We start from the raw sequence: 25,873 nt of genomic DNA, 5'->3' as shown, positions 1-25,873 counted from the left end.
ACAGGAACTGAAAATGACGCAATTTGCTTTTGTTTTCCCAGGTCAGGGCTCACAGACCGTGGGCATGTTAACGGAACTGGCGGCTGCTTATCCGGCCGTTGAAGCCACGTTCCGTGAAGCTTCTGACGTCCTCGGTTATGATCTGTGGCAGTTAGTCAGCCAGGGACCTGCTGAAGCGCTAAATAAAACCTGGCAGACACAGCCTGCGCTACTGGCGGCTTCGGTAGCTATCTACCGTGTCTGGCAGCAACAGGGTGGCAAACAGCCTGCCCTGATGGCCGGTCATAGCCTGGGTGAGTACTCAGCGCTGGTCTGCGCAGGCGTGCTGGATTTTGCGGACGCCATCAAGCTGGTTGAACTGCGTGGTAAACTGATGCAGGAAGCCGTGCCAGAAGGCACCGGCGCTATGCAGGCGATCATCGGTCTTGATGATGCAGCCATTGCAAAAGCCTGTGAAGAGAGTGCGCAGGGCGAAGTCGTTTCGCCGGTAAACTTCAACTCGCCAGGTCAGGTGGTGATCGCCGGTAACAAAGATGCGGTTGAACGCGCGGGTGCAGCCTGCAAAGCGGCAGGTGCAAAACGTGCGCTCCCGTTGCCGGTAAGTGTTCCTTCCCACTGCGCGCTGATGAAGCCAGCAGCCGATAAACTGGCGCTGACGCTGGAAAACATCACCTTTAATGCGCCAGTGGTACCGGTTATTAATAACGTGGATGTAAAAGCAGAAACGGACGCAGACGCGATTCGTCATGCGTTGATTCGTCAGCTTTACAGCCCGGTACGCTGGACAGAAAGCGTCGAGGCCATGGCCGCTCAGGGCGTCACTCAGCTGTTTGAAATGGGACCAGGTAAAGTCCTTACCGGTCTGACAAAACGCATTGTAGACGGCCTGTCCGCAGCAGCGGTGAACGATACTGCGTCATTGACTGCGGCGCTTGCACAGGAATAAGAGGAAAATCATGAGCTTTGAAGGTAAAGTAGCGCTGGTAACTGGCGCAAGCCGCGGCATCGGCCGTGCGATTGCAGAAACCCTGGCCGCACGCGGTGCGAAAGTGGTCGGTACTGCAACCAGCCAAAGTGGTGCCGATGCTATCAGTGATTACCTTGGCGATAAAGGACAAGGTCTGCTGTTAAACGTGACGGATGCCGCTTCTGTAAACAGTGTTTTAGAGAAAATTCGCGCGGAATTTGGCGAAGTGGACATTTTAGTCAATAATGCAGGCATTACGCGTGATAATCTACTGATGCGTATGAAAGACGATGAGTGGCAGGATATCCTTGATACCAACCTCACATCGGTATTCCGTCTTTCTAAGGCGGTGATGCGTGCCATGATGAAAAAGCGCATGGGTCGTATCATCACCATCGGTTCTGTTGTTGGAACCATGGGCAATGCGGGTCAGGCAAACTACGCTGCAGCAAAAGCAGGTTTGATTGGCTTTAGCAAATCACTGGCGCGGGAAATCGCGTCACGTGGCATTACCGTCAACGTCGTGGCTCCGGGCTTCATAGAGACCGACATGACGCGGGCACTGAACGAAGATCAACGTTCCGGTATTCTGGCGGAGGTCCCAGCGGGTCGCTTAGGCGAAGCGCAGGAAATTGCTAATGCCGTTGCATTCTTAGCCTCTGACGAAGCAGCCTACATCACGGGTGAGACGCTGCACGTCAATGGCGGCATGTATATGGTCTGATAATTACGAAATCATTTGCATTATTTGCGGATAAAACCGCACAATAGCGTAAAATCGTGGTTCGACCAGCCGGGATTTTGTTGCATCTTTTTCAACATTTTATACACTACGAAAACCATCGCGAAAGCGAGTTTTGATAGGAAATTAAATAGTATGAGCGATATCGAACAACGCGTTAAGAAAATCATCAGTGAGCAGCTGGGTGTGAAAGAGGAAGAAGTGACCAACTCTGCATCTTTCGTAGAAGACCTTGGTGCAGATTCTCTTGATACCGTTGAGCTGGTAATGGCTCTGGAAGAAGAGTTTGATACTGAAATTCCAGACGAAGAAGCTGAGAAAATCACTACCGTTCAGGCAGCGATCGACTATATCAATAGCCATAAAGGCTAATGAATATCTTCAGGCGGTCAATTGACCGCCTGAGTTTTATGTTTGCCCCTCAATAGTCATTTTTATCCCTCCCTGGAGGACGAACGTGTCTAAGCGTCGTGTAGTTGTGACTGGTCTTGGCATGTTGTCTCCTGTCGGCAATACCGTAGAGTCTACCTGGAGTGCTCTCCTTGCCGGTCAGAGCGGCATTAACCTGATCGACCATTTTGATACCAGCGCCTATGCAACACGTTTTGCAGGTCTGGTAAGAGATTTCAATTGCGATGACTTTATCTCTCGTAAAGATCAACGCAAGATGGATGACTTCATTCAGTACGGCATCGTGGCAGGCATTCAGGCCATGCAGGACAGCGGTCTGGTTGTGACCGATGAAAATGCAGGCCGGGTTGGCGCAGCAATTGGTTCGGGCATCGGTGGTTTGGGTCTGATCGAAGACAACCATACTTCTCTGGTGAACGGCGGCCCGCGTAAAATTAGCCCATTCTTTGTGCCTTCCACGATAGTCAATATGGTGGCGGGTCATCTCACCATCATGTATGGCTTAAAAGGCCCCAGCATTTCCATTGCGACCGCCTGTACTTCTGGCGTGCACAATATCGGTCATGCTGCACGTATCATCGCGTATAACGATGCTGACGTGATGCTGGCGGGCGGTGCGGAAAAAGCCAGTACGCCACTTGGCGTAGGTGGATTCGGCGCGGCGCGTGCGCTGTCGACGCGCAACGAAAACCCTCAGGCGGCAAGCCGTCCCTGGGATAAAGACCGTGATGGATTTGTACTGGGTGACGGGGCGGGCATTATCGTACTGGAAGAGTACGAGCATGCTAAGAAACGTGGCGCAAAAATCTACGCGGAAATCGTGGGCTTTGGGATGAGCAGCGATGCTTATCACATGACCTCACCGCCGGAAGACGGTTCAGGTGCAGCCGCTGCAATGATCAACGCGTTGCGTGATGCGCAGATGACGCCAGACAAGATTGGTTACGTCAATGCACACGGTACTTCAACGCCAGCGGGTGACAAAGCCGAAGCCCAGGCCGTGAAATCGGTTTTTGGTGCAGCAGCCAGGACGGTGATGGTCAGCTCGACCAAATCCATGACCGGCCATCTGCTGGGTGCGGCGGGCGCGGTTGAGTCGATTTATTCGATTCTGGCCCTGCGCGATCAGGCGGTTCCACCGACGTTGAACCTGGATAACCCTGACGAAGGCTGCGATCTTGATTTCGTACCGCATACCGCACGTCAGGTTTCGGGACTGGAATACGCACTCTGTAACTCCTTCGGCTTCGGCGGCACCAACGGCTCGCTGATTTTCCGTAAAATCTAAACATCGCGTTTATGATTGCTGTAAAGGCCCGCAATGCGGGCCTTTTTTCTATTCAGTGGCCCAGAAAAAACGATAAAATCACGGCCATCGCTGAACAACATGCTGACACCGGAGTAAGGGCAATGTGGATAAACGGCACTGAACAACCCCATCTGGCGGCCAGCGATCGCGCCGTACAGTTTGGCGACGGCTGCTTTACCACCGCCGCCGTCTGCCAGGGCAGAATCGTCCTGTTTGACATGCATATGCAGCGGTTGCAGCAAAGCTGTGAACGGTTGTGGCTGAGTGGTGTTGACTGGTCTGCGCTGGCGCAGGAGATGCAACAGGCGGCGAGCGGACATGACAGGGCAGTGCTTAAAGTCATCCTCAGCGCCGGCAGCGGTGGGCGCGGCTACAGCCGAACAGGCTGTAGCGGCCCCACGCGAATCGTCTCGGTATCCGCCTGGCCAGCGCATTATGCAAGGTTACAGCAAACCGGCGTCAAACTGGCCGTCAGCCCGGTACGTCTGGCTCGGCAGCCACAGTTTGCCGGTCTTAAGCACCTGAACCGGCTGGAGCAGGTGATGATTCGTGCCCATCTTGAGCAGACAGACGCTGATGAGGCGCTGGTGCTTGACACTGAAGGTTGGGTGGTGGAATGCTGTGCGGCTAATTTATTCTGGCGAAGCGGCGGCGCACTTTTTACTCCGGCGCTGGATCAGGCGGGCGTTGACGGCATTATGCGGCGGAGTCTGATAGCGGAAATGCGTGCCGCAGGCCAAATTTGTCAGGTGGTACAGGCGGGATTAGCGCAGCTACTGGCAGCTGATGAAATCGTCATATGCAATGCGCTGATGCCGGTATTATCCGTTCGACAACTTGATGCGGTGGAATTCAACCAGCGCACCTTGTTTAACCAGCTACAGGCAAGCTGTAGAAAGATAATGGAAGCATAATGAGCCGAAGCAAAAAAATAATGGTGAGCGTGCTGGTCATCCTGCTCATCGCGGCAGCCGTAAGCTACTGGCAGGTGAAACAACTCGCTGCCAGCCGCTTAACCCTTTCCCAGGAACAGATCTATACGTTGCCGGCAGGGACCGGTCGCGTCGCCTTAGAAGCGCAGCTGGAAAGCCAGCACATCATTCCTCACAGCATCTGGTTTGGTGCATTGCTTAAACTTGAGCCAGAGCTGGCCAAATTTAAAGCCGGAACCTATCGCCTTGAGCCGTCGATGACGGTACGCAGCTTGCTGGAGCTACTGGCCAGCGGTAAAGAGGCACAATTCCCGCTACGCTTTGTTGAAGGTCAGCGTTTGCAAGAGTGGCTGAGCGAATTACGCAAAGCGCCCTATGTGAAACATACGCTACAGGACGACAAGTACGCGACCGTTGCCAGCACGCTCAAGCTGGACGAAAACGAACTCGAAGGCAGCTTCTTCCCGGACACGTACCTTTATACCGCCAATACCAGCGATGTCGCCTTACTGGAACGCGCGCATCAACGGATGAAAAAGGCTATTGATGAAGTCTGGCAGGGCCGGATGGATAACCTGCCGTATAAAAATGAGCAGGAGATGGTCACCATGGCGTCGATTATCGAAAAAGAGACTGGCGTCAGCGAAGAGCGGGCCAAAGTGGCCTCTGTGTTTATTAATCGTCTGCGCGTGGGGATGCGTTTACAAACCGATCCTACCGTGATCTATGGCATGGGAGCGGCCTATACTGGCACGCTGACGCGCAAAGATCTGGAAACGCCGTCGCCGTACAATACCTATATCATCAGTGGCCTGCCGCCGGGGCCCATCGCGATGCCAGGCAAAGCTTCCTTAATCGCGGCCGCCCATCCTGAAAAAACCGACTATCTCTATTTTGTTGCGGATGGCAAAGGTGGGCATACCTTCACCACTAATCTTGCCAGCCACAACAAGGCCGTGCAGGCCTACCGGCTTGAGTTAAAGGAAAAAAATGGACAGTAAGTTTATCGTTATTGAGGGCCTGGAAGGCGCAGGGAAAACCACAGCGCGCGATGCGGTCGTCGCAACACTGCGCGCCAGTGGCATAGAGGATATTGTCTTTACCCGCGAACCCGGTGGCACACCGCTGGCAGAGCAGCTGCGCGTGCTGGTCAAGCAGGGCATAGCGGGCGAGCAGGTCACCGATAAAGCGGAACTGTTGATGCTTTATGCCGCGCGCGTACAACTGGTGGAAACGGTGATTAAACCCGCACTGGCGCGCGGTGCCTGGGTGGTAGGCGACCGCCACGATCTCTCGTCCCAGGCTTACCAGGGCGGTGGTCGCGGGCTGGATGCCGAACTGATGCGTACCTTACGTGATACGGTGCTGGGGGATTTTCGTCCTGACCTGACGCTGTATCTTGATGTCACGCCGGAAACCGGATTACAGCGTGCCCGCGCTCGCGGGGAATTAGATCGGATTGAGCAGGAGTCGTTGCGCTTTTTTGAACGCACACGTGATCGCTATCTGGCGCTGGCTGCTGCGGACGACAGCATCCTGACGATCGATGCTACCCAGCCGCTTGAGCAGGTGACCCGCGCGCTGCAATCCACCCTGACGGCCTGGCTGGCGGAACAGCAGGCATGAACTGGTATCCCTGGCTAAATCAGCCTTATCGTCAGGTGATTGGTCAGCATCAGGATGGCCGTGCCCATCACGCGCTGTTAGTTAAGGCGATTGATGGCATGGGTGATGACGCGCTGGTGTGGGGAATAAGCCGCTGGCTGATGTGTCTGCACCGTGACGGATTAAAAAGCTGTGGCCACTGCCATGGCTGCCAGCTGATGCAGGCAAATACCCATCCTGACTGGTACCGGCTGGAAGCAGAAAAAGGCAAAGCCACGTTGGGCATTGATGCCGTGCGTCAGGTAACGGAAAAAATGTATCACTATGCGCAGCAGGGCGGGGCCAAAGTGGTATGGCTACCGGATGCGGCACAGCTCAGTGAAGCGGCGGCCAATGCCTTACTGAAAACCCTGGAAGAGCCGCCGGCGAATAGCTGGTTTTTTTTAAGCAGCCGGGAACCGTCCCGCCTGCTGGCCACGCTACGAAGCCGCTGCATGGTGCTGACGTTGCCACCGCCGGACGAAAACGTGAGTCTGGCCTGGCTCAGAAAGCAAGGCGCGCATGATGAGGCGAACTTACTGGCGGCGCTGCGACTGAGCGCCGGTGCACCTGGCGCGGCGCTGGCCCTGCTGGAAGACGGACTCTGGCAGGCACGGCAAAAACTGTGCGATTCCCTGGCGAGTGCCCTGCAACAGGACATTCTGCAACTGCTGCCAGCGCTGAACGCTGACAACGGTGCGGCGCGTATCGGCTGGCTGCTGTCATTAATACTGGATGCGATGAAATGGCAACAGGGCGCGAGCCAGTGGCTCACCAACGTGGATCGCCAGGACGTGGTGGCGATGCTGGCGCAGCATTTCTCGCAAACGGCGCTCAATAACAGCGCCCATGACTGGATGCGCTGCCGTGAAACGTTGTTACAGGTTACGGCAGTGAATCGTGAACTCCTGTTAACTGACCGGTTACTGAGCTGGGCGGACCATCTGAAGCCCCACGTACCTGGCTAATTTACTGAGAAAAATATGTTTATTGTTGATTCCCATTGTCATCTCGATGGCCTGGATTATGAAAAAAACCATCACGATCTCGATGATGTTATTGCCAAAGCGGCGGCGCGTGACGTCCGGTTTATGCTGGCGATTGCCACGACCTTACCCGGCTTTAGCACCCTGAAAGCGCTGGTAGGCGAGCGTGAAAATATCGCGCTCTCCTGCGGCGTGCATCCTCTGAACCAGGAAGCGCCGTATGATGTTGAGTTATTCCGTCGTCTGGCCGCCGACCCTCAGGTGGTTGCGCTGGGCGAAACCGGGCTGGATTACTACTATCAGCAGGAAACCAAAGCGCAGCAGCAGCGCTCGTTTCGTGAACACATCCGTACCGGGATTGCGCTGAACAAGCCCATTATCGTGCATACGCGTGATGCACGTGAAGACACGCTGGCCATCCTGAAGGAAGAACAGGTCGAACGTTGTGGCGGTGTACTACACTGTTTTACGGAAGATCAGGCGACAGCGGCAAAGCTGCTGGATATGGGTTTCTACATCTCCTTCTCAGGCATTGTTACTTTCCGCAATGCAGAGCAGATTCGTGACGCGGCGCGCTATGTACCGCTCGATCGCATTCTGGTCGAAACGGATTCCCCTTATCTGGCCCCCGTGCCGTACCGGGGTAAAGAGAACCAGCCTGCTTACACGCGAGATGTTGCTGACTATTTAGCGGTGCTAAAGGGCGTGGACATTGAAACCTTAGCGGCAACCACCACCCGGAACTTCTCTGAGCTGTTTCATATTCCAATGAGCCGCCTGACCAGCGCATCCTGATTTATTTCAGGTGCTGTAATAAATACGAAATATTATTGGTTGACCCTGTTTTTTTCATACAGGGTCAATTTTTTTGCCTGAAAAATACTCAATAAAATCACTATTGTTACGTGCTTTAGCGTTCTGATTTGCGAAACGTGATAGCCGTCAAAGTAACGAAGGGTAATTTATTTTACCCTTCGTAATAAATCAAAATGGCGGATAACGCCAACCGGTAAAGCACCTCCCTCTTTACCACGCGCGCTGCGCGAAAAACGCACACATACTCAGGAGTTTCACGCTATGTTTAAAAACGCTTTTGCCAACTTACAAAAAGTTGGTAAATCGCTAATGCTACCGGTATCGGTTCTGCCGATCGCCGGTATTTTATTAGGTGTGGGTTCAGCCAATTTCAGCTGGTTACCTACGGTGGTCTCGCATGTCATGGCGGAAGCGGGTGGATCGGTCTTTGCCAATATGCCCCTGATTTTCGCCATTGGCGTGGCACTGGGCTTTACCAACAACGACGGGGTTTCAGCCCTGGCCGCGGTTGTCGCTTACGGCATCATGGTGAAAACCATGGCGGTGGTGGCACCTTTAGTGCTGCATCTTCCTGCGGCGGAAATTGAGGCGAAACACCTTGCCGATACCGGGGTGCTGGGCGGCATTATTGCCGGCTCCATTGCCGCGTATATGTTCAACCGTTTCTATCGCATTAAGTTGCCTGAATATCTGGGCTTCTTTGCCGGTAAGCGCTTTGTACCGATTATCTCCGGTCTGGCGGCGATTGCGATGGGTCTGGTACTGTCGTTTATCTGGCCTCCGGTCGGTTCCGCGATTCAGGACTTCTCCCAGTGGGCGGCGTACCAAAACCCGGTTGTGGCATTTGGTATTTACGGCGTAGTTGAGCGTGCGCTGGTGCCATTTGGGCTGCACCATATCTGGAACGTTCCCTTCCAGATGCAGATTGGTGAGTACACCAATGCCGCAGGTCAGGTATTCCACGGTGATATCCCACGCTATATGGCGGGTGATCCGACTGCGGGTAAACTTTCCGGTGGCTTCCTGTTCAAAATGTACGGCCTGCCTGCCGCGGCGATTGCTATCTGGCATTCCGCCAAACCTGAGAACCGTGCCAAAGTGGGCGGTATCATGATCTCCGCTGCGCTGACCTCGTTCCTGACCGGTATTACCGAGCCAATCGAGTTCTCGTTCATGTTCGTTGCGCCAATCCTGTATGTCATTCACGCGCTTCTGGCAGGTCTGGCATTCCCTATCTGTATCCTGCTCGGTATGCGTGATGGCACCAGCTTCTCGCACGGTCTGATCGACTTTATCGTCCTCAGTGGTAACAGCAGCAAAATCTGGCTGTTCCCTATCGTCGGTATGATTTATGCCGCAATTTACTACACCGTTTTCCGTGTCCTGATTGTTAAGCTGGACCTCAAAACGCCAGGACGTGAAGACAGCGCAAGCGAACAGTCTTCTTCAGCGACCGGCGGTGAAATGGCGGGCAAACTGGTGGCTGCATTCGGTGGTAAAGAGAACATCACTAACCTTGACGCCTGTATCACGCGTCTGCGCGTCAGCGTCGCTGATGTGAGCAAAGTGGATCAAACTGAACTAAAAAACCTCGGTGCGCGTGGCGTCGTGGTGGCAGGTTCAGGTGTTCAGGCGATTTTCGGCACAAAATCCGACAACCTGAAAACCGATATGGATGATTACATCCGTAGTATGTAAAAAGGCATAGCGCCGTTTTGCACCGCGATAACCGCGTTGAGTCACTGCTCAACACGGTTTTTTTTGCCATTTGGATAGAGGATCTGAAAGAAGGCCGTGCTAAGCGGCTCTCAGAGGCATCAGAGGGCTTCGCGAGTCACAAATTTTGCCGTGGTCTGCAACAGCGGGTCCGATAACAGCTGCAAATTTGCGGTCGCCGTCGCCGTTTCTTCCACCCGCGCCGCATTTTGCTGTGTATCGCTGTCCATCTGCGCGACAGCAATAAGCGGCCAGGCAGGCAATAAAAGAAAGTGTGAAAATTAGGGCGGAAGGCGGTAAGAAAAGGGGGGAAATAGTTTTCGCGCCCAGGCAAACCGCGGAATGCGTTAAACACAGCCAGTTGGTATAAGAAAAAACAGCCTGAGGTTGAAAGAAAACGAATTTCTCCCGCATACTGAGGTATTACCCTCCAGGCTAAAGGAATTGCTCTATGGCTGAAGAAACGATTTTCAGTAAAATTATCCGTCGTGAAATTCCCGCCGACGTGGTGTATCAGGATGAACTGGTCACGGCCTTCCGTGATATTTCACCTCAGGCGCCCACGCATATCTTGATTGTGCCCAATATCCTGATTCCGACCGCCAATGATGTTGAGGCGGCACACGAGCAGGCACTGGGAAGGATGTTCACGGCTGCCGCAAAGATAGCCCGTGAAGAAGGCATTGACGAGCAGGGCTATCGCCTGATCGTTAACTGCAATAAACATGGCGGTCAGGAAGTTTACCATATCCACATGCATCTGGTGGGCGGCAAGCCGCTTGGCCCGATGCTGTCACACTGATCCCTTAAGGGAACCTTGCTATGCGTTCATGGTTGATCTGCCTGCCTGTTGTGCTGCTGAGCCTTACCGGTTGCAGCAGCGATAAACCGATGATTAATACGTCGCAGTCGCTGGTGATGGAGTCCTCGGTGCTCTCGGCGGGCATTATTACTGACGAGCCGACGCTGGATGACCACGACGGTCAGAAACGCGCCAGCAGCGTACTCTACAATCAGCGTGAAACGCCGGTGGTTGTGCATTATCGTTATTACTGGTACGACGACAAAGGGCTTGAAATAACGCCGCGTGAACCCGCACAGATCGTCACGGTTCCCCCGAACGGAAGCATTGCTGCCGTCTCACAACTGGGTAACCTGACGGCCAGCAAGGTTCGTCTCTATATCTATCTCTGAGGACTGTTACGTGATTCGCAGTGTTAATCGTACTGGCGCGCTGTTGATGGCGCTTATTCTTTCTGGCTGCGTGCTAAAACAGCAGCAACCTGCCCCCGTTGAACCCACTCAGCCTGTGGAGCCGGTTCAGCCTGTTCCTCAGCCGGAACAACCGGTACAGCAACCGCAACCTGTTCCACAACCGCCTAAGCTGGTGACCATTAACTGGGATGCCAGCGTTGAGCCGTTGGTTGCGCAGATGGTTCGTGCCGCCACCGTTACACCGGGCAGCGTGTTACTGGTCGATCGCATCAAAAACAGCACCAATGGTGCGTTGCAGGGTGAAAAGGCAACGAGCGCTATTCAGAACGCGCTGAATAACAACGGTAAGTTCAGCCTGGTGTCATCAGAACAACTGGCGCAGGCGAAACAAACGCTGGGGCTGTCGCCGGACGACAGCCTGAACTCGCGCAGTAAAGCGATTGGCCTGGCCCGTAACCTGAACGCACAGTACGTGCTGTACAGCACGGCGAAGGGCGACGTAAAAGCACCGACCTTACAGATGCAGCTCATGCTGGTACAGACGGGCGAAATTATCTGGTCTGGTGACGGTGTCGCCCAGAATTAATGCGGCGTTTCTGCAACTGATCACGGCAACCATCGGTGAGCAACAGGTCACTGTAACGCCGTTAGCGGGATTAACCGGGCAGAGCTGTCACATCGTCACTCAGCAGGGACGACGTCTTCTCCGTCCGGCGCCACAGCCGCCGATACCTTTTGTTAATCGCCAGCGCGAAGGGCGGCTACTGCGTAAATTACGGCCCAGCGGTCTGGTGCAGGCTCCGCTGGCAGCCAACCGCCATGGCATTATTCTGCCCTGGCAGGAGGGCGAGGTCATGAGCGATGCCGGGTTTCGTGCCGGGCGGCGTCAGGTCCTTGCGCTACTGCAACAGCTTCATCAGCAGCCGCTCACCGGTTATCGTTTATCTCTGTTGCCCTTGCTCTGGCAATACTGGCAGCGTTGCCAGCAGCGACATCATCGTTGGCTGCGTCAGCTACAACGGCTAACGCAGCAAGGCGAGCCGCGGCCATTACGGCTTGCTCCTCTGCATATGGACGTGCATCCCGCTAACCTGATTCAGTCAGAACAGGGGCTGCACCTCATTGACTGGGAATATGCCGCAGACGGCGATGTGGCGCTTGAGCTGGCCGCCGTCTGTTTGTCGGACCCGACTCAACAGCTCTACTGGCTGCGTGACTATGCGGCGCTCATGCAGTTACCGCTGGCCTCACTGCAGCGGCAGGTTTCACGCTGGCAGCCCTGGCTGCATCTGTTAATGGCCAGTTGGTACCAACTGCGCGCTGAACAGAGTGGCGATGAGCATTTACAACAGCTGGCTCAACAGAGCTGGTCACAGATTTAACGGCGTTACGCCGAGAGACAGGATTCAGGTTATGACAACACGTTTTCCCGGCCCCTTAATGCTGGACGTTGAAGGTTTCGAACTGGATGCAGAAGAGCGCGAGATCCTCCGCCATCCGCTGGTGGGGGGACTGATATTGTTCGCCCGTAACTATCACGATCCCGCTCAGTTGGCGGAACTGGTGCGTCAGATTCGTGCGGCCTCGCACACACGTCTGGTGGTGGCGGTGGACCAGGAAGGCGGACGCGTACAGCGTTTTCGTGACGGTTTTACTCAGTTGCCAGCCATGCAGTCTTTTGCGGCGCTCAATGATATGACCACGGCAGGCGAGCTGGCTCAGCAGGCTGGCTGGCAGATGGCGGCCGAAATGATCGCCATGGATATTGATATCAGCTTTGCCCCGGTGCTGGACATCGGCCATATCAGCGCCGCCATCGGCGACCGCGCTTTCCATGAAGATCCGGCTATTGCGCTGGCGATGGCGCGACGTTTTATTGCCGGTATGCATGAGGCGGGGATGAAAACCACCGGGAAGCATTTTCCCGGTCACGGGGCGGTCAGCGCAGATTCCCATAAAGAGACGCCGCGTGATGACCGCAGTGAAGCCGTACTGCGTGAGCACGACATGGCGATATTCCGCACGCTGATTAGTGAACAGGCGCTGGACGCCATTATGCCCGCGCATGTGATCTATACAGAAGCCGATCCGCTGCCTGCCAGCGGCTCGCCTTACTGGCTGAAAACGGTGCTACGTCAGGAGCTGGGTTTCAAGGGCGTGATTTTCTCTGACGATCTCTCAATGGAAGGCGCGGCGGTAATGGGCAGCTATGCTGAACGTGCACAGCAGTCGCTGTCTGCTGGCTGCGACATGATTCTGGTCTGTAACGATCGCCAGGGCGCGGTGAGCGTAATGGATAATTTGACCTTGATCGAGGCGGAACCGGTTGTGCAGTTGTACCATCGGGGCACCTTTAGCCGGGACAGCCTGAAGGCCAGTAGCCGCTGGAAACACAATGCACAGCAGTTGAGTGCACTGCAGGAACGCTGGCTGGCGCATAAAGCAGCCTTGTAACGCCAGGCGGTAAACACAGGTTGCCCGGCATGATGACCCTTAAGGATAACCATGATTATTTATCTCCACGGTTTTGACTCCTCAAGTCCGGGCAACCATGAAAAAGTGCTGCAACTGCAGTTTATTGACCCCGATGTCAGGCTCATTAGTTACAGTACGCGTCATCCCAAACATGACATGCAGTTTCTGCTCAAAGAAACCGATAAAATCCTCAGCCTGAGCGATGACCCAAGCCCGCTTATCTGTGGTGTCGGACTGGGCGGATACTGGTCAGAGCGAATTGGTTTTTTATGTGCGATTCGCCAGGCCGTTTTCAATCCCAATCTGTTCCCACATGAAAACATGGAAGGCAAAATAGACCGGCCGGAAGAGTACCAGGATATCGCCACCAAGTGCGTGAGTGACTTTCGTGAACGCAACCGTGACCGCTGCCTGACGATTTTATCCCGCCATGATGAGCTTCTCGACAGCCAGCGCACCGCTGCCTTGTTAGATCCTTACTATCCGATTGTCTGGGACGAAAGCGAAAGCCACAAGTTCCGCAACATCTCGCCGCATCTGCAACGTCTGAAAGCCTTCAAAACTGCGGATTAACGTATCAGGCACCCAGGCGGTGCCCGATCATCTGACCGGTTCTGCCAGGAACTGTCTGCTAAATTTGATGTACATCAATTTTCTGAGGCTCCGCTCTGCCCGCCATGCTATTCTGCCTGCAGATAGCGAAATTATGTCGCCAACCCTATGTTTATTAAGGTTTAATTTAACCATTGATTAACTTTTGGTTCACAATTTAAGGGGGTCTTTGTTGACTACATCTGTTAAGAAAATTGTCATTGTGGGCGGTGGTGCCGGCGGCCTGGAAATGGCCACGCAGTTAGGGCATAAGCTGGGACGTAAAAAGAAAGCCGAGATTATCCTGGTCGACCGTAACCACAGCCATCTGTGGAAGCCGCTGCTGCACGAAGTGGCGACCGGATCAATGGATGAAGGCATTGATGCCCTGAGCTATCTGGCGCATGCCCGTAACCACGGTTTTCAGTTCCAACTGGGCTCGTTGACCAATATCAACCGTGAGAAAAAAGTCATCCAGTTGGCCGAAGTCGTCAACGCTCAGGGCGAAGTGTTAGTGCCTGAGCGCGAGCTGGCTTACGACACGTTAGTGATGGCGCTGGGCAGTACCTCAAACGACTTCGGCACGCCGGGCGTTAAAGATCACTGCATCTTCCTCGACAGCCCGCAGCAGGCGCACCGTTTCCATAATGAAATGCTCAACCTGTTCCTGAAATTCTCTGCCAGCGAAGGTGCGGTAGAGAAGGTTAACATTGCCATTGTCGGCGGAGGCGCAACCGGCGTTGAACTCTCGGCAGAACTGCACAATGCGGTTAAGCAACTGCACAGCTACGGCTACAAAGCGCTGGGTAGTGAGGCGCTGAACGTCACGCTGGTGGAAGCGGGCGAACGTATTCTGCCAGCCCTGCCGCCGCGCATTTCGTCCGCGGCACATCAGGAGCTGTCCAAACTTGGCGTGCGCGTAATGACACAAACGATGGTGACCAGCGCGGAAAAGTTGGGCCTGAATACCAAAAGCGGCGAGTTTATCGAAGCGGACTTAATGGTCTGGGCGGCGGGCATAAAAGCCCCTGACTTTATGAAAGCGATCGGCGGACTGGAAACCAACCGCATCAACCAGCTGGTGGTGAAAGAGACGCTCCAGACCACCCTGGATGAAGATATCTACGCTATCGGCGATTGCGCCTCCTGCGCCTTACCCGGTGGGGGATTTGTGCCGCCGCGCGCCCAGTCCGCTCATCAGATGGCTTCCTGTGCGCTGCATAACATCCTGTTGCAGTATCAGGGCAAGCCACTTAAAGCGTATGTCTACAAAGACCATGGTTCGCTGGTGTCCCTGTCACGCTTTAGCACCGTTGGAAGTCTGATGGGCAATCTGATGCGAGGTTCCATGATGATAGAAGGGCGCATTGCCCGGTTCGTCTATATCTCTCTCTACCGTATGCACCAGGTGGCGTTGCACGGCTATATCAAAACCGGGCTGATGATGGTGGTAGGCAGCCTTAACCGGGTCATTCGTCCCCGTTTGAAACTTCACTAAACGCATCAGTAAGATTGTTTTTAACCCGCTGATTTCACTATTAACTTTCCTGAAAATAATGAAATCAGCGCGGTATTTTAGCCTCTATCGACTGCTCAGAACTCTCCTAAAAGGTGGCACTAAGCCCTCCTGCACGATTTTCTTCCCATTATCTGATATTGCAAAAGCTTTACATCTGTAAAACTTATCTCAACCAAACGGCGAGTCGCGCACGTCGGTTCTGCCAGAGCTGTAAGGGATATCCCAGCGGCAGGAATGCGCGGTAACACTTTCAGGAGGAACTTCCTGTGAATAAATCAATGTTAGCGGGTATCGGTATTGGCGTGGCAGCGGCACTGGGTGTTGCCGCCGTAGCAAGCATTAACGTGTTTGATCGCGGTCCTCAATACGCACAGGTGCTGTCAGCAACACCTATTAAAGAATCGATTAAACAACCGCGTCAGGAGTGTCGTAACGTGACGCTGACGCACCGTCGTCCGGTTCAGGATGAAAACCGTATCGCCGGTTCAGTACTGGGTGCGGTAGCCGGTGGTGTTCTGGGCCATCAGCTCGGCGGCGGTCGTGGACGCGACGTCGCAACGGTAGCCGGTGCGCTTGCGGGCGGTTATGCGGGCAACCAGGTTCAGAGCGGTATGCAGGATCGTGATACTTACACGACCTCTGAACAGCGTTGTAAAACCGTATACGACAAACAAGAAAAAATGCTGGGCTATGACGTCACCTACAAGATCGGCGACCAGCAGGGTAAAATCCGGATGGAAAACGATCCCGGTACGCGTATCCCGGTAGACCGTAACGGACAGTTAATCCTGAACGGCGATAAAGCATAAGGGACAAGGGCAAAGATTGCCGCATTGCGGTCACACAGCACAGTATGAAACTCAAAAGCGCATCCCTGGATGCGCTTGTTTTATGGCTGAGGATTGTGCGTTAACCGAAAAGGTTGCCTGATTCGCCAGCCTGACGGCGCGTTAAAAAACCGTTGCCAGCACGGTTCTGCGATGAGCCGAAGCGGGATCAGCCGGGATAACACAGCCTTCACTCCTCTTTAGTCGGCAAGGTCGCAACGTTTACCAGCCAGCGCCGCACGGCCACCTCATCCTCAGGGGACAATCCGGACAGCAAACCGGCCTCTGCCGACTGCACGGCGGCTTTACTGCGTGCCAGCACCTGCAATCCGTCATCCGTAAGACCAATGATCTGGATTCGGCCATGCTCGTCGTGAGGACGACGGTGGATCATGCCTGCCCGCTCAAGGTTGCTGACAATCACACTCATTGTCTGCGGCGTCAGTAGCGACAGCCGGGCCAGTTCCGCGCCCGATGCGCCCGGATAGGCGGCGAGCATGGTCAGTACCGAAAACTGGGGCAGGGTAAGGCCGGTGGCTTTTAAGGCATTTTCCATCCGTATCTTGTGAACAGCATGTGCCTGGCGGAGCAGGTAGCCAATGTGGCCTTTCGTGCCTCGCATACCTTCTCCGGGGCCTGGCAGCGGCAGATTGTGCGATCCTGACTTGCGCATAATATAAGAACTCTTATATTGTTGTTCGAGTTCTTATATTAACAGACAGGATTATTTATGACATCGCATTCTCACAATCGAAGTAACTGGTCCACGTTTGAGCGGGCGGCGCCGGAGGTTGTCGCTGCCCTGAGCATGCTGGGCAAGGCGGTTGACAACGCTGGCCTGGATAAGTCATTGACTGAATTGATTAAGATCCGGGCGTCACAGCTTAATGGCTGTGCCTTTTGCCTGCAGTTTCATCTCAACATAGCGCGTAAAACAGGGCTGGCTGCGGCCAAAATCGATCTGGTGGCGACGTGGCGTGATGCTGGCATTTACACCGAGCGTGAAGCGGCGGCGCTGGCATGGACCGAAGCATTAACCCTCATGTCACAACAGCCGGTGCCGGACGCGTTGTACGATAACGTCAGCAGCCTGTTTACGCCGCAGGAGGTGATGTTCCTGACCTCGGCAATTGGGGCCATCAATGCCTGGAACCGTATCGCAGGTGCGCTGCAGTTTGCCCCGCCGCTGGCCCGATAAAGAAGATTCGGGCAGCGCCTCACACGCGCAATTTCTGTGAAAGCCGCACAGGCTCAATAACTACGCGGGAATTCAGGCAAAAAAAAGCCGCCTTTGATTAAGGCGGCTTTATGCACGCACTGCGGTGCTGTTCGCCATGTGGCGGGCTAGGAGGCGATACGGTTTTCCATTAGCTGGGACATAAACGACTGCACCCACTCCATCCGCACCTTGCGTTCTGCCAGTTCACGGGTGAAGCGCAGGCGCGTCGGGCCTTCAAGCTTCCACTGCCGCGCATCTTTTTGCAGCAGGCCGATCAGCCAGGCCGGGTCCACGCAGTTCTGCGGCGCGAAATCGAAATAGCCACCTTTATCGCTGGCTTCGATTTTACGCACGCCAAGAGCCTTGGCTTTCATCCGCAATACAGCGATATCCAGCAGATTACGGGCCGGATCGGGCAGCAGCCCGAAGCGGTCAATCATTTCTACCTTCAGCTCCTGCAACTCATCTTCTGCTTCGGCACTGGCAATGCGTTTATACAGTGACAGGCGAGTGTTGACGTCCGGAATAAAGTCTTCCGGCAGCAGCGCGGGCATCCGCAATTCGACTTCCGTCTGGTTGCTGGTGAGATCTTCCAGTGACGGTTCCCGACCCGCTTTCAGGGCATCAACCGCATTTTCCAGCAGTTCCATATAGAGTGAAAAGCCCAGGGTTTCCATCTGACCACTTTGCTCTTCACCCAACAGTTCCCCGGCACCACGAATTTCCAGATCGTGCGTGGCCAGTGCAAAGCCTGCGCCCAGATCCTCCAGTGAGGCAATGGCTTCCAGACGTTTTTGCGCGTCGGTCGTCATGGCTTTTGGGTGCGGGGTCAGCAGCCAGGCATAAGCCTGATGGTGTGAGCGGCCTACGCGCCCGCGCAACTGGTGCAGCTGCGCCAGCCCGAAGTGGTCGGCACGCTCAATCACAATGGTATTGGCGGTTGGGATATCAATACCGGTTTCAATGATGGTGGTACACACCAGGACATTGAAACGCTGATGATGGAAGTCGTTCATCACCCGCTCCAGGTCGCGCTCGCGCATTTGCCCATGACCGATGGCAACCCGTGCTTCTGGCACCAGTTCCGCCAGCCGCTGAGCGGCTTTCTCAATATTTTCGACATCGTTATACAGGTAATAAACCTGCCCGCCACGCAGGACTTCACGCAGAATCGCCTCACGGATGACCAGATCGTCATATTCCCGCACAAAGGTTTTTACCGCGAGCCGGCGCGCGGGCGGTGTGGCAATAATGGACAGATCGCGCATCCCGCTCATCGCCATATTCAGCGTACGCGGAATGGGCGTGGCGGTCAGCGTCAGGATATCGACATCGGCGCGCATCGCCTTAATGCGTTCTTTGTGGCGAACGCCGAACCGATGCTCCTCGTCCACAATCAGCAGGCCCAGATCGTGCCACTTGATATCGCTCATCAGCAGCTTATGGGTGCCGATAAGAATATCGATCTTGCCTTCGCTGGCTTCCTGCAATATCTGATTCTGCTCTTTGGCGCTGCGAAAGCGGGACAGCATTTCGATACGCACGGGCCAGTTGGCGAAACGGTCGCGGAAGTTATCATAGTGCTGCTGCGCCAGCAGCGTGGTCGGCACCAGCACGGCAACCTGCTTATTGTTTTCCACCGCCAGGAAGGCGGCGCGCATAGCCACTTCCGTTTTACCGAAGCCCACATCGCCGCACACCAGACGATCCATCGCCAGCGGCTGGCACATATCGCTCAGCACGGCATTGATGGCCTGGGCCTGGTCGGGCGTGGTTTCAAACGGGAAGCTTTCGCAGAAGAGCTGGTACTGCTCGCGGTCGTGCTTAAACGCATAGCCGGTTTTTGCCGCGCGCTGCGCGTAAATATCCAGTAGCTCGGCGGCGACGTCACGCACTTTCTCGGCGGCTTTCTGGCGGGCGCGTGACCAGGCATCACTGCCCAGCTTATGCAGCGGCGCGTTTTCATCGGCACCGCCCGCATAGCGGCTGATTAAGTGCAGCGAGGAAACCGGCACATACAGCTTGGCATCGTTGGCGTAGGAGAGCATCAGGTACTCCGCCTGTATGCCGCCCGCTTCCAGCGTGGTCATGCCGATATAGCGGCCCACGCCATGCTCAAGGTGCACCACAGGCTGACCGGGGTGCAGCTCCGCAAGGTTGCGGATCAATATGTCCGGATTAATGGTGCGACGCGTATCCTGACGGCGACGGATGATGCGCTCGCCCAACAGATCGCTTTCACAAATCAGCGCCAGGTTGCCTTGTGTATCCACAAAGCCACGCTCGCTGGCACCGATCATCAGGGTATGCTGCCCAGCGCTGACTTCATTCAGATGATGAATCGGCTTGGGGCGCACTTTAATCCGCGCCAGTAGCTCTTGCAGGCTTTCGCGGCGACCTTCGCTTTCCACGGAGAACACCACACCGCCGCTGAACTGCTCCAGGAACTGGCGCAGGTTATCCAGCGGGGCTTTCGCCTGCGCCTGAACCGATAAATCCGGCAGGGATTCATAACCAAGGTTGGTATTGGCGGCTTTCGCTGGCAGAACGTCGTGGGTCATACGGATGCGCGGCCAGGCTTTCAGCTCGCCCATTAATGCATCCGGGCGCAGCCACAGCGTGGCAGGCTCAAGTAGCGGACGCATGGGGTCAACACGGCGATTTTCATAGCGCGCGTTGGCATCATTCCAGAATCGTTCTGCCCCGCCTTCCAGATCACCGCAGTTAACAATCAGGGTGTTGTCGGGCAAATAGCTAAACAGCGAAGGTAAAGGCTGTTCAAAGAACAGCGGTTGCCAGTACTCGATACCGGCGGGCAGGGTGCCTTTGCTCACCTGCTGATAAACATGCTCGGCCTCACGGCGCACATCAAAAATTTCACGCCAGCGGCTGCGGAACAGCTCAATGGCGTTCTTATCGCTGGGAAATTCATGAGCCGGCAGCAGATTAATCGCGGGAACGGCTTCCAGCGTGCGTTGGCTGTCGACGTCAAACAGGCGCAGGCTGTCGATTTCGTCATCGAAGAAATCAATGCGGTAAGGTTGCTCGCTGCCCATTGGGAACAGATCGAGTAAAGCACCACGGGTTGCGTACTCACCGTGCTCCATCACCTGATCCACATGGCGATAACCCGCCTGCTCAAGCTGATCGCGCAGGCGATCGCGTGACAGTTTCTGGCCCTGTTGCATGACCAGTGCATGACCGTGCAGGTAGCTGTGCGGACAAACGCGCTGCATCAGCGTGTTCACCGGCATAATCAGCATGCCGCGCTGCAGGGTGGGCAGTTGGTACAGGGTGGAAAGGCGTGCCGAAATGATGTCCTGATGCGGCGAGAAGCTGTCGTAGGGCAGCGTCTCCCAGTCCGCGAGATGCGCGACCGGCAAGTCGGTAAACTGACGGATCTCGTCCAGCAGATGCAGGGCGGTTTGTGTATCAGGTGTGATCATTAACACCGGACCAGCATGGCGCTCGGTAATGCTGGCACACTCAACCGCGTGCGCAGCGCCAGTCAGCTGGCCGAGCTGGCGGTGATCGCCAGATTTCACGGGCAGGGTATAGCGAGTCGGTTCGGACATGAGATCTCGAGGTTGCTCCATTTTTACCAGGGCGTAATCATTCCATAATACGCCATGGGGATCACCTCTGCGGGAGATTTTTTCTACCGCTTCGCCTTAAAGCAGGCGTGACTAAAGGGTTGCTGTGTGTAAATCTTTTTTGCGAACAACGTTCGCAGGAAAGTCAAACGGGTACATCAGAGTAACGTTCATTGCCGTCATCTCTTTACGGTAATGATTATATCGGCTCTCACGCTGCATCATCGTACGATTAACATCATCTTTATAGGCTAATCCTGTGCATCAACCCGCTGATAACCTATTCTGATACAACTTTGCAGCAGACTCAGAGGGTTAGAGGTTTCATAAAGTGAGCCGCTCCTTTATCATCCTCTCTACTTATTTTCCAGCAACTGTACATTGGATTCCATGTATCAACCTGTCGCGCTATTTATCGGTCTGCGCTACATGCGCGGAAGAGCTGCAGACCGTTTCGGTCGCTTTGTCTCCTGGCTCTCCACCATTGGTATCACGCTTGGCGTGCTGGCAATGATTACTGTGCTGTCTGTGATGAATGGTTTCGAGCGAGAGCTTGAGGGCAACATCCTGGGCCTGATGCCGCAGGCGCTGGTGACCAGCGACAAAGGCAGCATTAATCCTCAACAATTCCCGGCATCCGACCTGAAGCTTAAGGGGATTAACCGCATCGCGCCGTTAACCACGGCGAACGTGGTGTTGCAAAGCTCACACAGCGTTTCGGTTGGCGTGATGTTAGGCATTCAGCCGGATGAAAAAGATCCGCTGACGCCTTACCTCGTGAACACGCAGCAAAGCGTGCTACAGCCGGGGCAATACAAGGTGATTCTGGGTGAACAGCTGGCCTCGCAACTGGGCGTCAAACGGGGTGACATGCTGCGCTTGATGGTGCCGTCCGTCAGTCAGTTTACACCGATGGGCCGCGTACCGAGCCAGCGTCTGTTTACCGTTGCCGGAACCTATGCGGCTAACAGTGAAGTCGATGGTTACCAGATTCTGGTTAATCAGCAGGATGCCTCACGCATCATGCGTTATCCGGCGGGGAACATTACCGGCTGGCGGCTGTGGCTGGATAAACCGTTACAGGTTGACAGCGTCACTCAGCAGGCCTTACCGCCAGGCATGGTGTGGAAGGACTGGCGCGAACGCAAAGGGGACCTGTTCCAGGCCGTGCGCATGGAGAAAAATATGATGGGGCTGCTGCTGAGCCTGATCATTGCCGTTGCCGCCTTTAACATTATTACCTCGCTGGGCCTGCTGATTATGGAGAAGCAGGGCGAAGTCGCTATCCTGCAAACGCAGGGATTAACCCGTCGTCAGATTGTCGCCGTCTTTATGGTGCAGGGTGCCAGCGCCGGCATTATCGGCACGCTGCTCGGTGCGCTGCTTGGCGTGCTGTTAGCCAGCCAGCTTAATCATCTGATGCCGGTCATTGGCCTGTTCCTGGATGGCGCGGCGCTGCCTGTCGATATCAACGTGTGGCAGGTCGTCACTATCGCCTTTAGTGCAATGATTATTGCGCTGCTTTCTACGCTTTACCCTTCATGGCGCGCCGCCGCCGTCCAACCCGCTGAGGCTTTACGCTATGAGTAACTCTCCTTTGTTGCAGTGCCGTGACCTGTGCAAACGCTATCAGGAAGGCAGCGTGCAGACCGACGTGCTACGCAATGTGACCTTTGATGTGCAACCCGGTGAACTGATGGCGATTGTCGGCAGTTCGGGTTCAGGGAAAAGTACCTTGTTGCACCTGCTGGGCGGGCTGGATGCGCCCACCTCGGGCGAAGTGGTGTTTGACGGTCGCTCACTGAACGGTATGTCATCGTCTGCCAAAGCGGAGCTGCGCAACCGCGAACTCGGGTTTATCTATCAGTTCCACCATCTGTTGCCGGACTTTACCGCGCTGGAAAATGTCGCGATGCCGTTACTGATTGGCAAAGTGACCAAAGGCGAAGCGCAAACACGCGCGCGGGAGATGCTGGCGGCCGTGGGGCTGGAACATCGCGCGGCGCATCGCCCGTCAGAACTTTCCGGGGGAGAACGCCAGCGCGTGGCTATCGCCCGGGCACTGGTTAACCGCCCGCGCCTGGTCATGGCCGATGAGCCGACCGGTAACCTGGATGCCCGTAACGCCGATGCTATTTTCGAACTCTTAGGTGAGTTGAATGTGCGTCAGGGCACCGCGTTTCTGGTGGTGACGCACGATCTGCATCTGGCGAAACGCATGTCGCGGCAGATGGAGATGCGTGACGGTCAGTTAAGCGACCGGATTATCCTTGCAGGAGCTGTCTGATGGGATCGTCGTTATCGCTGCTGTTAGGGCTGCGTTTTAGCCGTGGCCGCCGTCGGGGAGGAATGGTTTCACTGATCTCCGTTATTTCAACCATCGGGATTGCGCTGGGCGTGGCGGTATTGATCATTGGTCTCAGCGCCATGAACGGATTTGAGCGTGAGCTAAACAAGCGCATTCTGGCCGTCGTGCCGCACGGTGAAATCGAAGCCGTCAATCAGCCTTTTCAGCGCTGGCAGTCGATGATTGCGCCCATTGAGCAGGTTCCCGGCATTGCGGCGGCAGCACCCTACATTAACTTTACCGGACTGATTGAAAGTGGCGCAAAGATGGAAGCGCTGCAGGTGAAAGGGGTTGATCCCGCGCAGGAGCCGCGTTTAAGCGCGCTTCCGCAGTTTGTCACTGACAATGCCTGGTCGACCTTTGCGCCGGGTAAAAAGCAAATCATCCTGGGTGGCGGCATTGCGCAGGCGCTTAACGTCAAGCAGGGCGACTGGATCACCATCATGATCCCGAATAATGATGGTGATAATAAGCTCCTGCAGCCCAAGCGTATCCGGCTGCAGGTCAGCGGCATTCTGCAGCTGAGCGGCATGTTGGATCACAGCCTGGCCTTAGTGCCGCTTGCTGACGCACAGCAATATCTGGATATGGGCGACAGCGTCACCGGCATTGCCCTGAAAATGAACGATCCCTTCCAGGCGTCAAAACTGGTACGGGCGGCCGGAGAAGTGACGCACTCTTACGTCTATATCAAAAGCTGGATTGGCACCTACGGCTATATGTACCGCGATATCCAAATGATTCGCGCCATCATGTATCTGGCGATGGTGCTGGTGATTGGCGTTGCCTGTTTCAACATCGTTTCCACGCTGGTTATGGCGGTGAAAGACAAGAGCAGCGACATTGCCGTACTGCGCACGCTGGGCGCCAAAGACGGGCTGATCCGCGCCATTTTTATCTGGTACGGCCTGCTGGCAGGCTTACTGGGTAGCGTAAGCGGTGTGGTGGTCGGCGTGCTGGTGGCGCTCAACCTCACTTCGCTGATGAAAGGGCTGGAATCCCTGACCGGTCACCATTTGTTAGCGGGCGATATCTACTTCATCGACTTCCTGCCGTCTGAATTACACTGGCTGGACGTGTTTTCGGTGCTGATTACCGCTATTGTGCTAAGCCTGCTGGCGAGTTGGTATCCGGCGCGGCGCGCCAGTCGTATCGATCCCGCTCGCGTGCTGAGCGGACAGTAAGCGCGTCATGCGGCACCCTGGGCGTCGCATGACTGATCCGCGCTGACAGCAGGGCGAATTAACGTTACACCGATCACCGGGCCCGATTGCCCTAAATATATTGACCCGCGGTGGCTTTTTTTTTGCGACCGCACCAGGAGACTTTATGCGTACACCTCGTCGCCGTTTACGACTTGCCCGCCTGAAGAAAACGCGCCGGAAAGTGCATCAGCGCTTTCGTCAGCGTATTTTCGAACGCGATCGCCAGGCCGAGCTGGCGGCGCACCCGTTGCCGCGAATCGTTGTCTTAACGGGTGCTGGGATATCTGCAGAATCGGGCATCAACACGTTTCGTGCCGCCGACGGATTGTGGGAAGAACACCGGGTTGAAGATGTGGCCACGCCAGAAGGCTTCCGGCGCGATCCGGCCCTGGTCCAGCGTTTTTATAACGCTCGCCGCCAGCAGTTACAGCAGCCGGAAATTCAACCCAATGCCGCCCATCTGGCGCTGGCCGAGCTGGAGCAGGTGCTGGGCGATAACTTTCTGCTGGTCACGCAGAATATCGATAATTTGCACGAGCGCGCGGGCAACAGCCGCGTGCTGCATATGCACGGTGAACTGTTAAAAGTGCGCTGTGCCAGCAGTGGTCAGGTTATCGACTGGCAGGAGGATGTGACGCCAGACGATCGCTGCACCTGCTGTCAGTTTCCCTCGGTGCTGCGTCCGCACGTCGTCTGGTTTGGTGAAATGCCGCTCGGCATGGAAGCGATCTACCAGGCGCTGGAGCAGGCGAACCTGTTTATTGCCATTGGCACCTCGGGCCATGTCTATCCGGCCGCCGGGTTTGTCCACGAGGCAAAACTGCAGGGCGCCCATACGGTAGAGCTGAACCTGGAGCCCAGCCTGGTTGGCAATGAATTTGCCGAAAGTCACTATGGGCTGGCCAGCGACGTGGTGCCTGCCTTTGTACATAAACTGTTGCACGGGCTACACAAATAAAGCATCACGCCACGGAATAAACAGCGGACCGTTAGCCCGCTGTTTATTCCGTTTCCGGTAGCATTCCGTCATTCTCTGTTTTCCTGCTCGCCTCAGCGATACCGCCGCATCATATTGTTATCGCTCGCGATGATTCGGTTTCCGCCGTGCTTAACCTGTCCCTGTTCAGCTCTCGTTCTGCGCGCGGTGCAACCGCCCCTGTTTTCGCACAGTTGGCACTCAACAGGCTGCGGCGAGGGAAAACCTGAGCAACGTGCCGCAAAAAAACAGCCATTGCAGGGTTTTTTATGCCCGTTGGCATTCTTAATTTGCCGCAGCAGGGCTAACCTGAACGATAATGATTTGACGCAACGCGACCTCTTGCCCGTCTGTTAATAATAATTGGCGGCAATTTTTAAGGA

25 protein-coding genes are annotated in these 25,873 nt (G+C 55.2%); 23 read left to right on the top strand and 2 right to left on the bottom strand.

Annotated features, from left to right (window positions below):
* Nucleotides 1-13 precede the first annotated feature (13 nt).
* The 18 genes from fabD (at nt 14) to QNH99_RS13995 (ending at nt 16,132) form a co-directional block, all read left to right on the top strand.
* Nucleotides 14-946: an ACP S-malonyltransferase gene (fabD, locus tag QNH99_RS14080; RefSeq protein WP_063879079.1), complete on the top strand. Its 933-nt coding sequence runs from the start codon at nt 14-16 to the stop codon at nt 944-946.
* A 10-nt stretch (nt 947-956) separates the two neighbouring features.
* Nucleotides 957-1,691, top strand: a complete 735-nt coding sequence (gene fabG, locus QNH99_RS14075; protein WP_014593428.1) for a 3-oxoacyl-ACP reductase FabG — start codon at nt 957-959, stop codon at nt 1,689-1,691.
* Between the two features lie 153 nt (nt 1,692-1,844).
* Entirely contained in the window at nt 1,845-2,081 is a 237-nt protein-coding gene (acpP, locus tag QNH99_RS14070) for an acyl carrier protein (RefSeq protein WP_003849865.1), read from the top strand.
* Nucleotides 2,082-2,166: 85 nt separating this feature from the next.
* Nucleotides 2,167-3,408: a beta-ketoacyl-ACP synthase II gene (fabF, locus tag QNH99_RS14065; protein WP_063879080.1), complete on the top strand. Its 1,242-nt coding sequence runs from the start codon at nt 2,167-2,169 to the stop codon at nt 3,406-3,408.
* Between the two features lie 122 nt (nt 3,409-3,530).
* Nucleotides 3,531-4,343 carry an aminodeoxychorismate lyase gene (pabC, locus tag QNH99_RS14060; protein ID WP_410516831.1) on the top strand — a complete coding sequence of 271 codons (813 nt, stop codon included), beginning with the start codon at nt 3,531-3,533 and terminating at the stop codon, nt 4,341-4,343.
* On the top strand, nt 4,343-5,362 hold the full coding sequence (gene yceG / locus QNH99_RS14055) for a cell division protein YceG (RefSeq protein ID WP_063879082.1): 1,020 nt from the start codon (nt 4,343-4,345) through the stop codon (nt 5,360-5,362). Before pabC ends, yceG begins: the two co-directional genes overlap by 1 nt.
* Complete coding sequence (tmk, locus tag QNH99_RS14050) at nt 5,352-5,987, top strand: dTMP kinase (protein WP_063879083.1); 636 nt, start codon at nt 5,352-5,354, stop codon at nt 5,985-5,987. Before yceG ends, tmk begins: the two co-directional genes overlap by 11 nt.
* Nucleotides 5,984-6,973 (top strand): DNA polymerase III subunit delta', encoded by a 990-nt coding sequence (gene holB, locus QNH99_RS14045; protein WP_063879084.1) that lies wholly within the window; start codon nt 5,984-5,986, stop codon nt 6,971-6,973. The genes tmk and holB overlap by 4 nt, the downstream gene beginning before the upstream one ends.
* 15 nt (nt 6,974-6,988) lie before the next feature.
* Nucleotides 6,989-7,786, top strand: a complete 798-nt coding sequence (locus QNH99_RS14040; protein WP_145394784.1) for a metal-dependent hydrolase — start codon at nt 6,989-6,991, stop codon at nt 7,784-7,786.
* A 282-nt stretch (nt 7,787-8,068) separates the two neighbouring features.
* Complete coding sequence (gene ptsG / locus QNH99_RS14035; RefSeq protein ID WP_063879086.1) at nt 8,069-9,505, top strand: PTS glucose transporter subunit IIBC; 1,437 nt, start codon at nt 8,069-8,071, stop codon at nt 9,503-9,505.
* A gap of 469 nt (nt 9,506-9,974) precedes the next feature.
* On the top strand, nt 9,975-10,325 hold the full coding sequence (hinT, locus tag QNH99_RS14030) for a purine nucleoside phosphoramidase (protein WP_063879087.1): 351 nt from the start codon (nt 9,975-9,977) through the stop codon (nt 10,323-10,325).
* A gap of 20 nt (nt 10,326-10,345) precedes the next feature.
* On the top strand, nt 10,346-10,717 hold the full coding sequence (locus QNH99_RS14025; RefSeq protein ID WP_063879088.1) for a YcfL family protein: 372 nt from the start codon (nt 10,346-10,348) through the stop codon (nt 10,715-10,717).
* Nucleotides 10,718-10,727: 10 nt separating this feature from the next.
* Nucleotides 10,728-11,324 carry a penicillin-binding protein activator LpoB gene (lpoB, locus tag QNH99_RS14020; RefSeq protein ID WP_172897712.1) on the top strand — a complete coding sequence of 199 codons (597 nt, stop codon included), beginning with the start codon at nt 10,728-10,730 and terminating at the stop codon, nt 11,322-11,324.
* Complete coding sequence (gene thiK, locus QNH99_RS14015; RefSeq protein ID WP_283355996.1) at nt 11,308-12,120, top strand: thiamine kinase; 813 nt, start codon at nt 11,308-11,310, stop codon at nt 12,118-12,120. The genes lpoB and thiK overlap by 17 nt, the downstream gene beginning before the upstream one ends.
* Before the next feature lie 31 nt (nt 12,121-12,151).
* Nucleotides 12,152-13,192 (top strand): beta-N-acetylhexosaminidase, encoded by a 1,041-nt coding sequence (nagZ, locus tag QNH99_RS14010; RefSeq protein WP_063879091.1) that lies wholly within the window; start codon nt 12,152-12,154, stop codon nt 13,190-13,192.
* A 51-nt stretch (nt 13,193-13,243) separates the two neighbouring features.
* Complete coding sequence (ycfP, locus tag QNH99_RS14005; RefSeq protein ID WP_063879092.1) at nt 13,244-13,786, top strand: alpha/beta hydrolase YcfP; 543 nt, start codon at nt 13,244-13,246, stop codon at nt 13,784-13,786.
* 211 nt (nt 13,787-13,997) lie between these two features.
* Entirely contained in the window at nt 13,998-15,302 is a 1,305-nt protein-coding gene (locus QNH99_RS14000) for an NAD(P)/FAD-dependent oxidoreductase (protein ID WP_074181004.1), read from the top strand.
* A 287-nt stretch (nt 15,303-15,589) separates the two neighbouring features.
* Nucleotides 15,590-16,132, top strand: a complete 543-nt coding sequence (locus tag QNH99_RS13995; protein ID WP_063879093.1) for a glycine zipper 2TM domain-containing protein — start codon at nt 15,590-15,592, stop codon at nt 16,130-16,132.
* A 208-nt stretch (nt 16,133-16,340) separates the two neighbouring features.
* Here the strand turns inward: QNH99_RS13995 and QNH99_RS13990 are convergent, their stop codons facing one another.
* The gene (locus QNH99_RS13990) at nt 16,341-16,772 is read right to left on the bottom strand and encodes a MarR family winged helix-turn-helix transcriptional regulator (RefSeq protein WP_244915396.1); all 432 of its coding nucleotides are present in this window, start codon (nt 16,770-16,772) and stop codon (nt 16,341-16,343) included.
* A gap of 108 nt (nt 16,773-16,880) precedes the next feature.
* Between QNH99_RS13990 and QNH99_RS13985 the strand changes: the two genes are divergently transcribed.
* A complete protein-coding gene (locus QNH99_RS13985; protein WP_410516830.1) occupies nt 16,881-17,348 on the top strand; it encodes a carboxymuconolactone decarboxylase family protein in 468 nt (155 codons plus the stop codon).
* A 146-nt stretch (nt 17,349-17,494) separates the two neighbouring features.
* On the opposite strand, the gene mfd is transcribed toward QNH99_RS13985, so the two are convergent.
* Nucleotides 17,495-20,944, bottom strand: a complete 3,450-nt coding sequence (gene mfd, locus QNH99_RS13980) for a transcription-repair coupling factor (RefSeq protein WP_063879096.1) — start codon at nt 20,942-20,944, stop codon at nt 17,495-17,497.
* Between the two features lie 408 nt (nt 20,945-21,352).
* Between mfd and lolC the strand changes: the two genes are divergently transcribed.
* The 4 genes from lolC to cobB all read left to right on the top strand — a co-directional run bounded on the left by lolC (nt 21,353) and on the right by cobB (nt 25,472).
* Nucleotides 21,353-22,552: a lipoprotein-releasing ABC transporter permease subunit LolC gene (gene lolC / locus QNH99_RS13975; RefSeq protein ID WP_109716089.1), complete on the top strand. Its 1,200-nt coding sequence runs from the start codon at nt 21,353-21,355 to the stop codon at nt 22,550-22,552.
* Entirely contained in the window at nt 22,545-23,249 is a 705-nt protein-coding gene (gene lolD / locus QNH99_RS13970) for a lipoprotein-releasing ABC transporter ATP-binding protein LolD (RefSeq protein WP_063879098.1), read from the top strand. Before lolC ends, lolD begins: the two co-directional genes overlap by 8 nt.
* A complete protein-coding gene (lolE, locus tag QNH99_RS13965; RefSeq protein WP_063879099.1) occupies nt 23,249-24,493 on the top strand; it encodes a lipoprotein-releasing ABC transporter permease subunit LolE in 1,245 nt (414 codons plus the stop codon). The genes lolD and lolE overlap by 1 nt, the downstream gene beginning before the upstream one ends.
* 145 nt (nt 24,494-24,638) lie before the next feature.
* Nucleotides 24,639-25,472 (top strand): Sir2 family NAD+-dependent deacetylase, encoded by an 834-nt coding sequence (cobB, locus tag QNH99_RS13960; protein ID WP_063879100.1) that lies wholly within the window; start codon nt 24,639-24,641, stop codon nt 25,470-25,472.
* Nucleotides 25,473-25,873: the final 401 nt, after the last annotated feature.

This window comes from Pantoea allii (genome assembly GCF_046529425.1).
Taxonomy (GTDB): domain Bacteria; phylum Pseudomonadota; class Gammaproteobacteria; order Enterobacterales; family Enterobacteriaceae; genus Pantoea; species Pantoea allii.
This window is presented reverse-complemented; position numbering and strand designations above follow the sequence as displayed.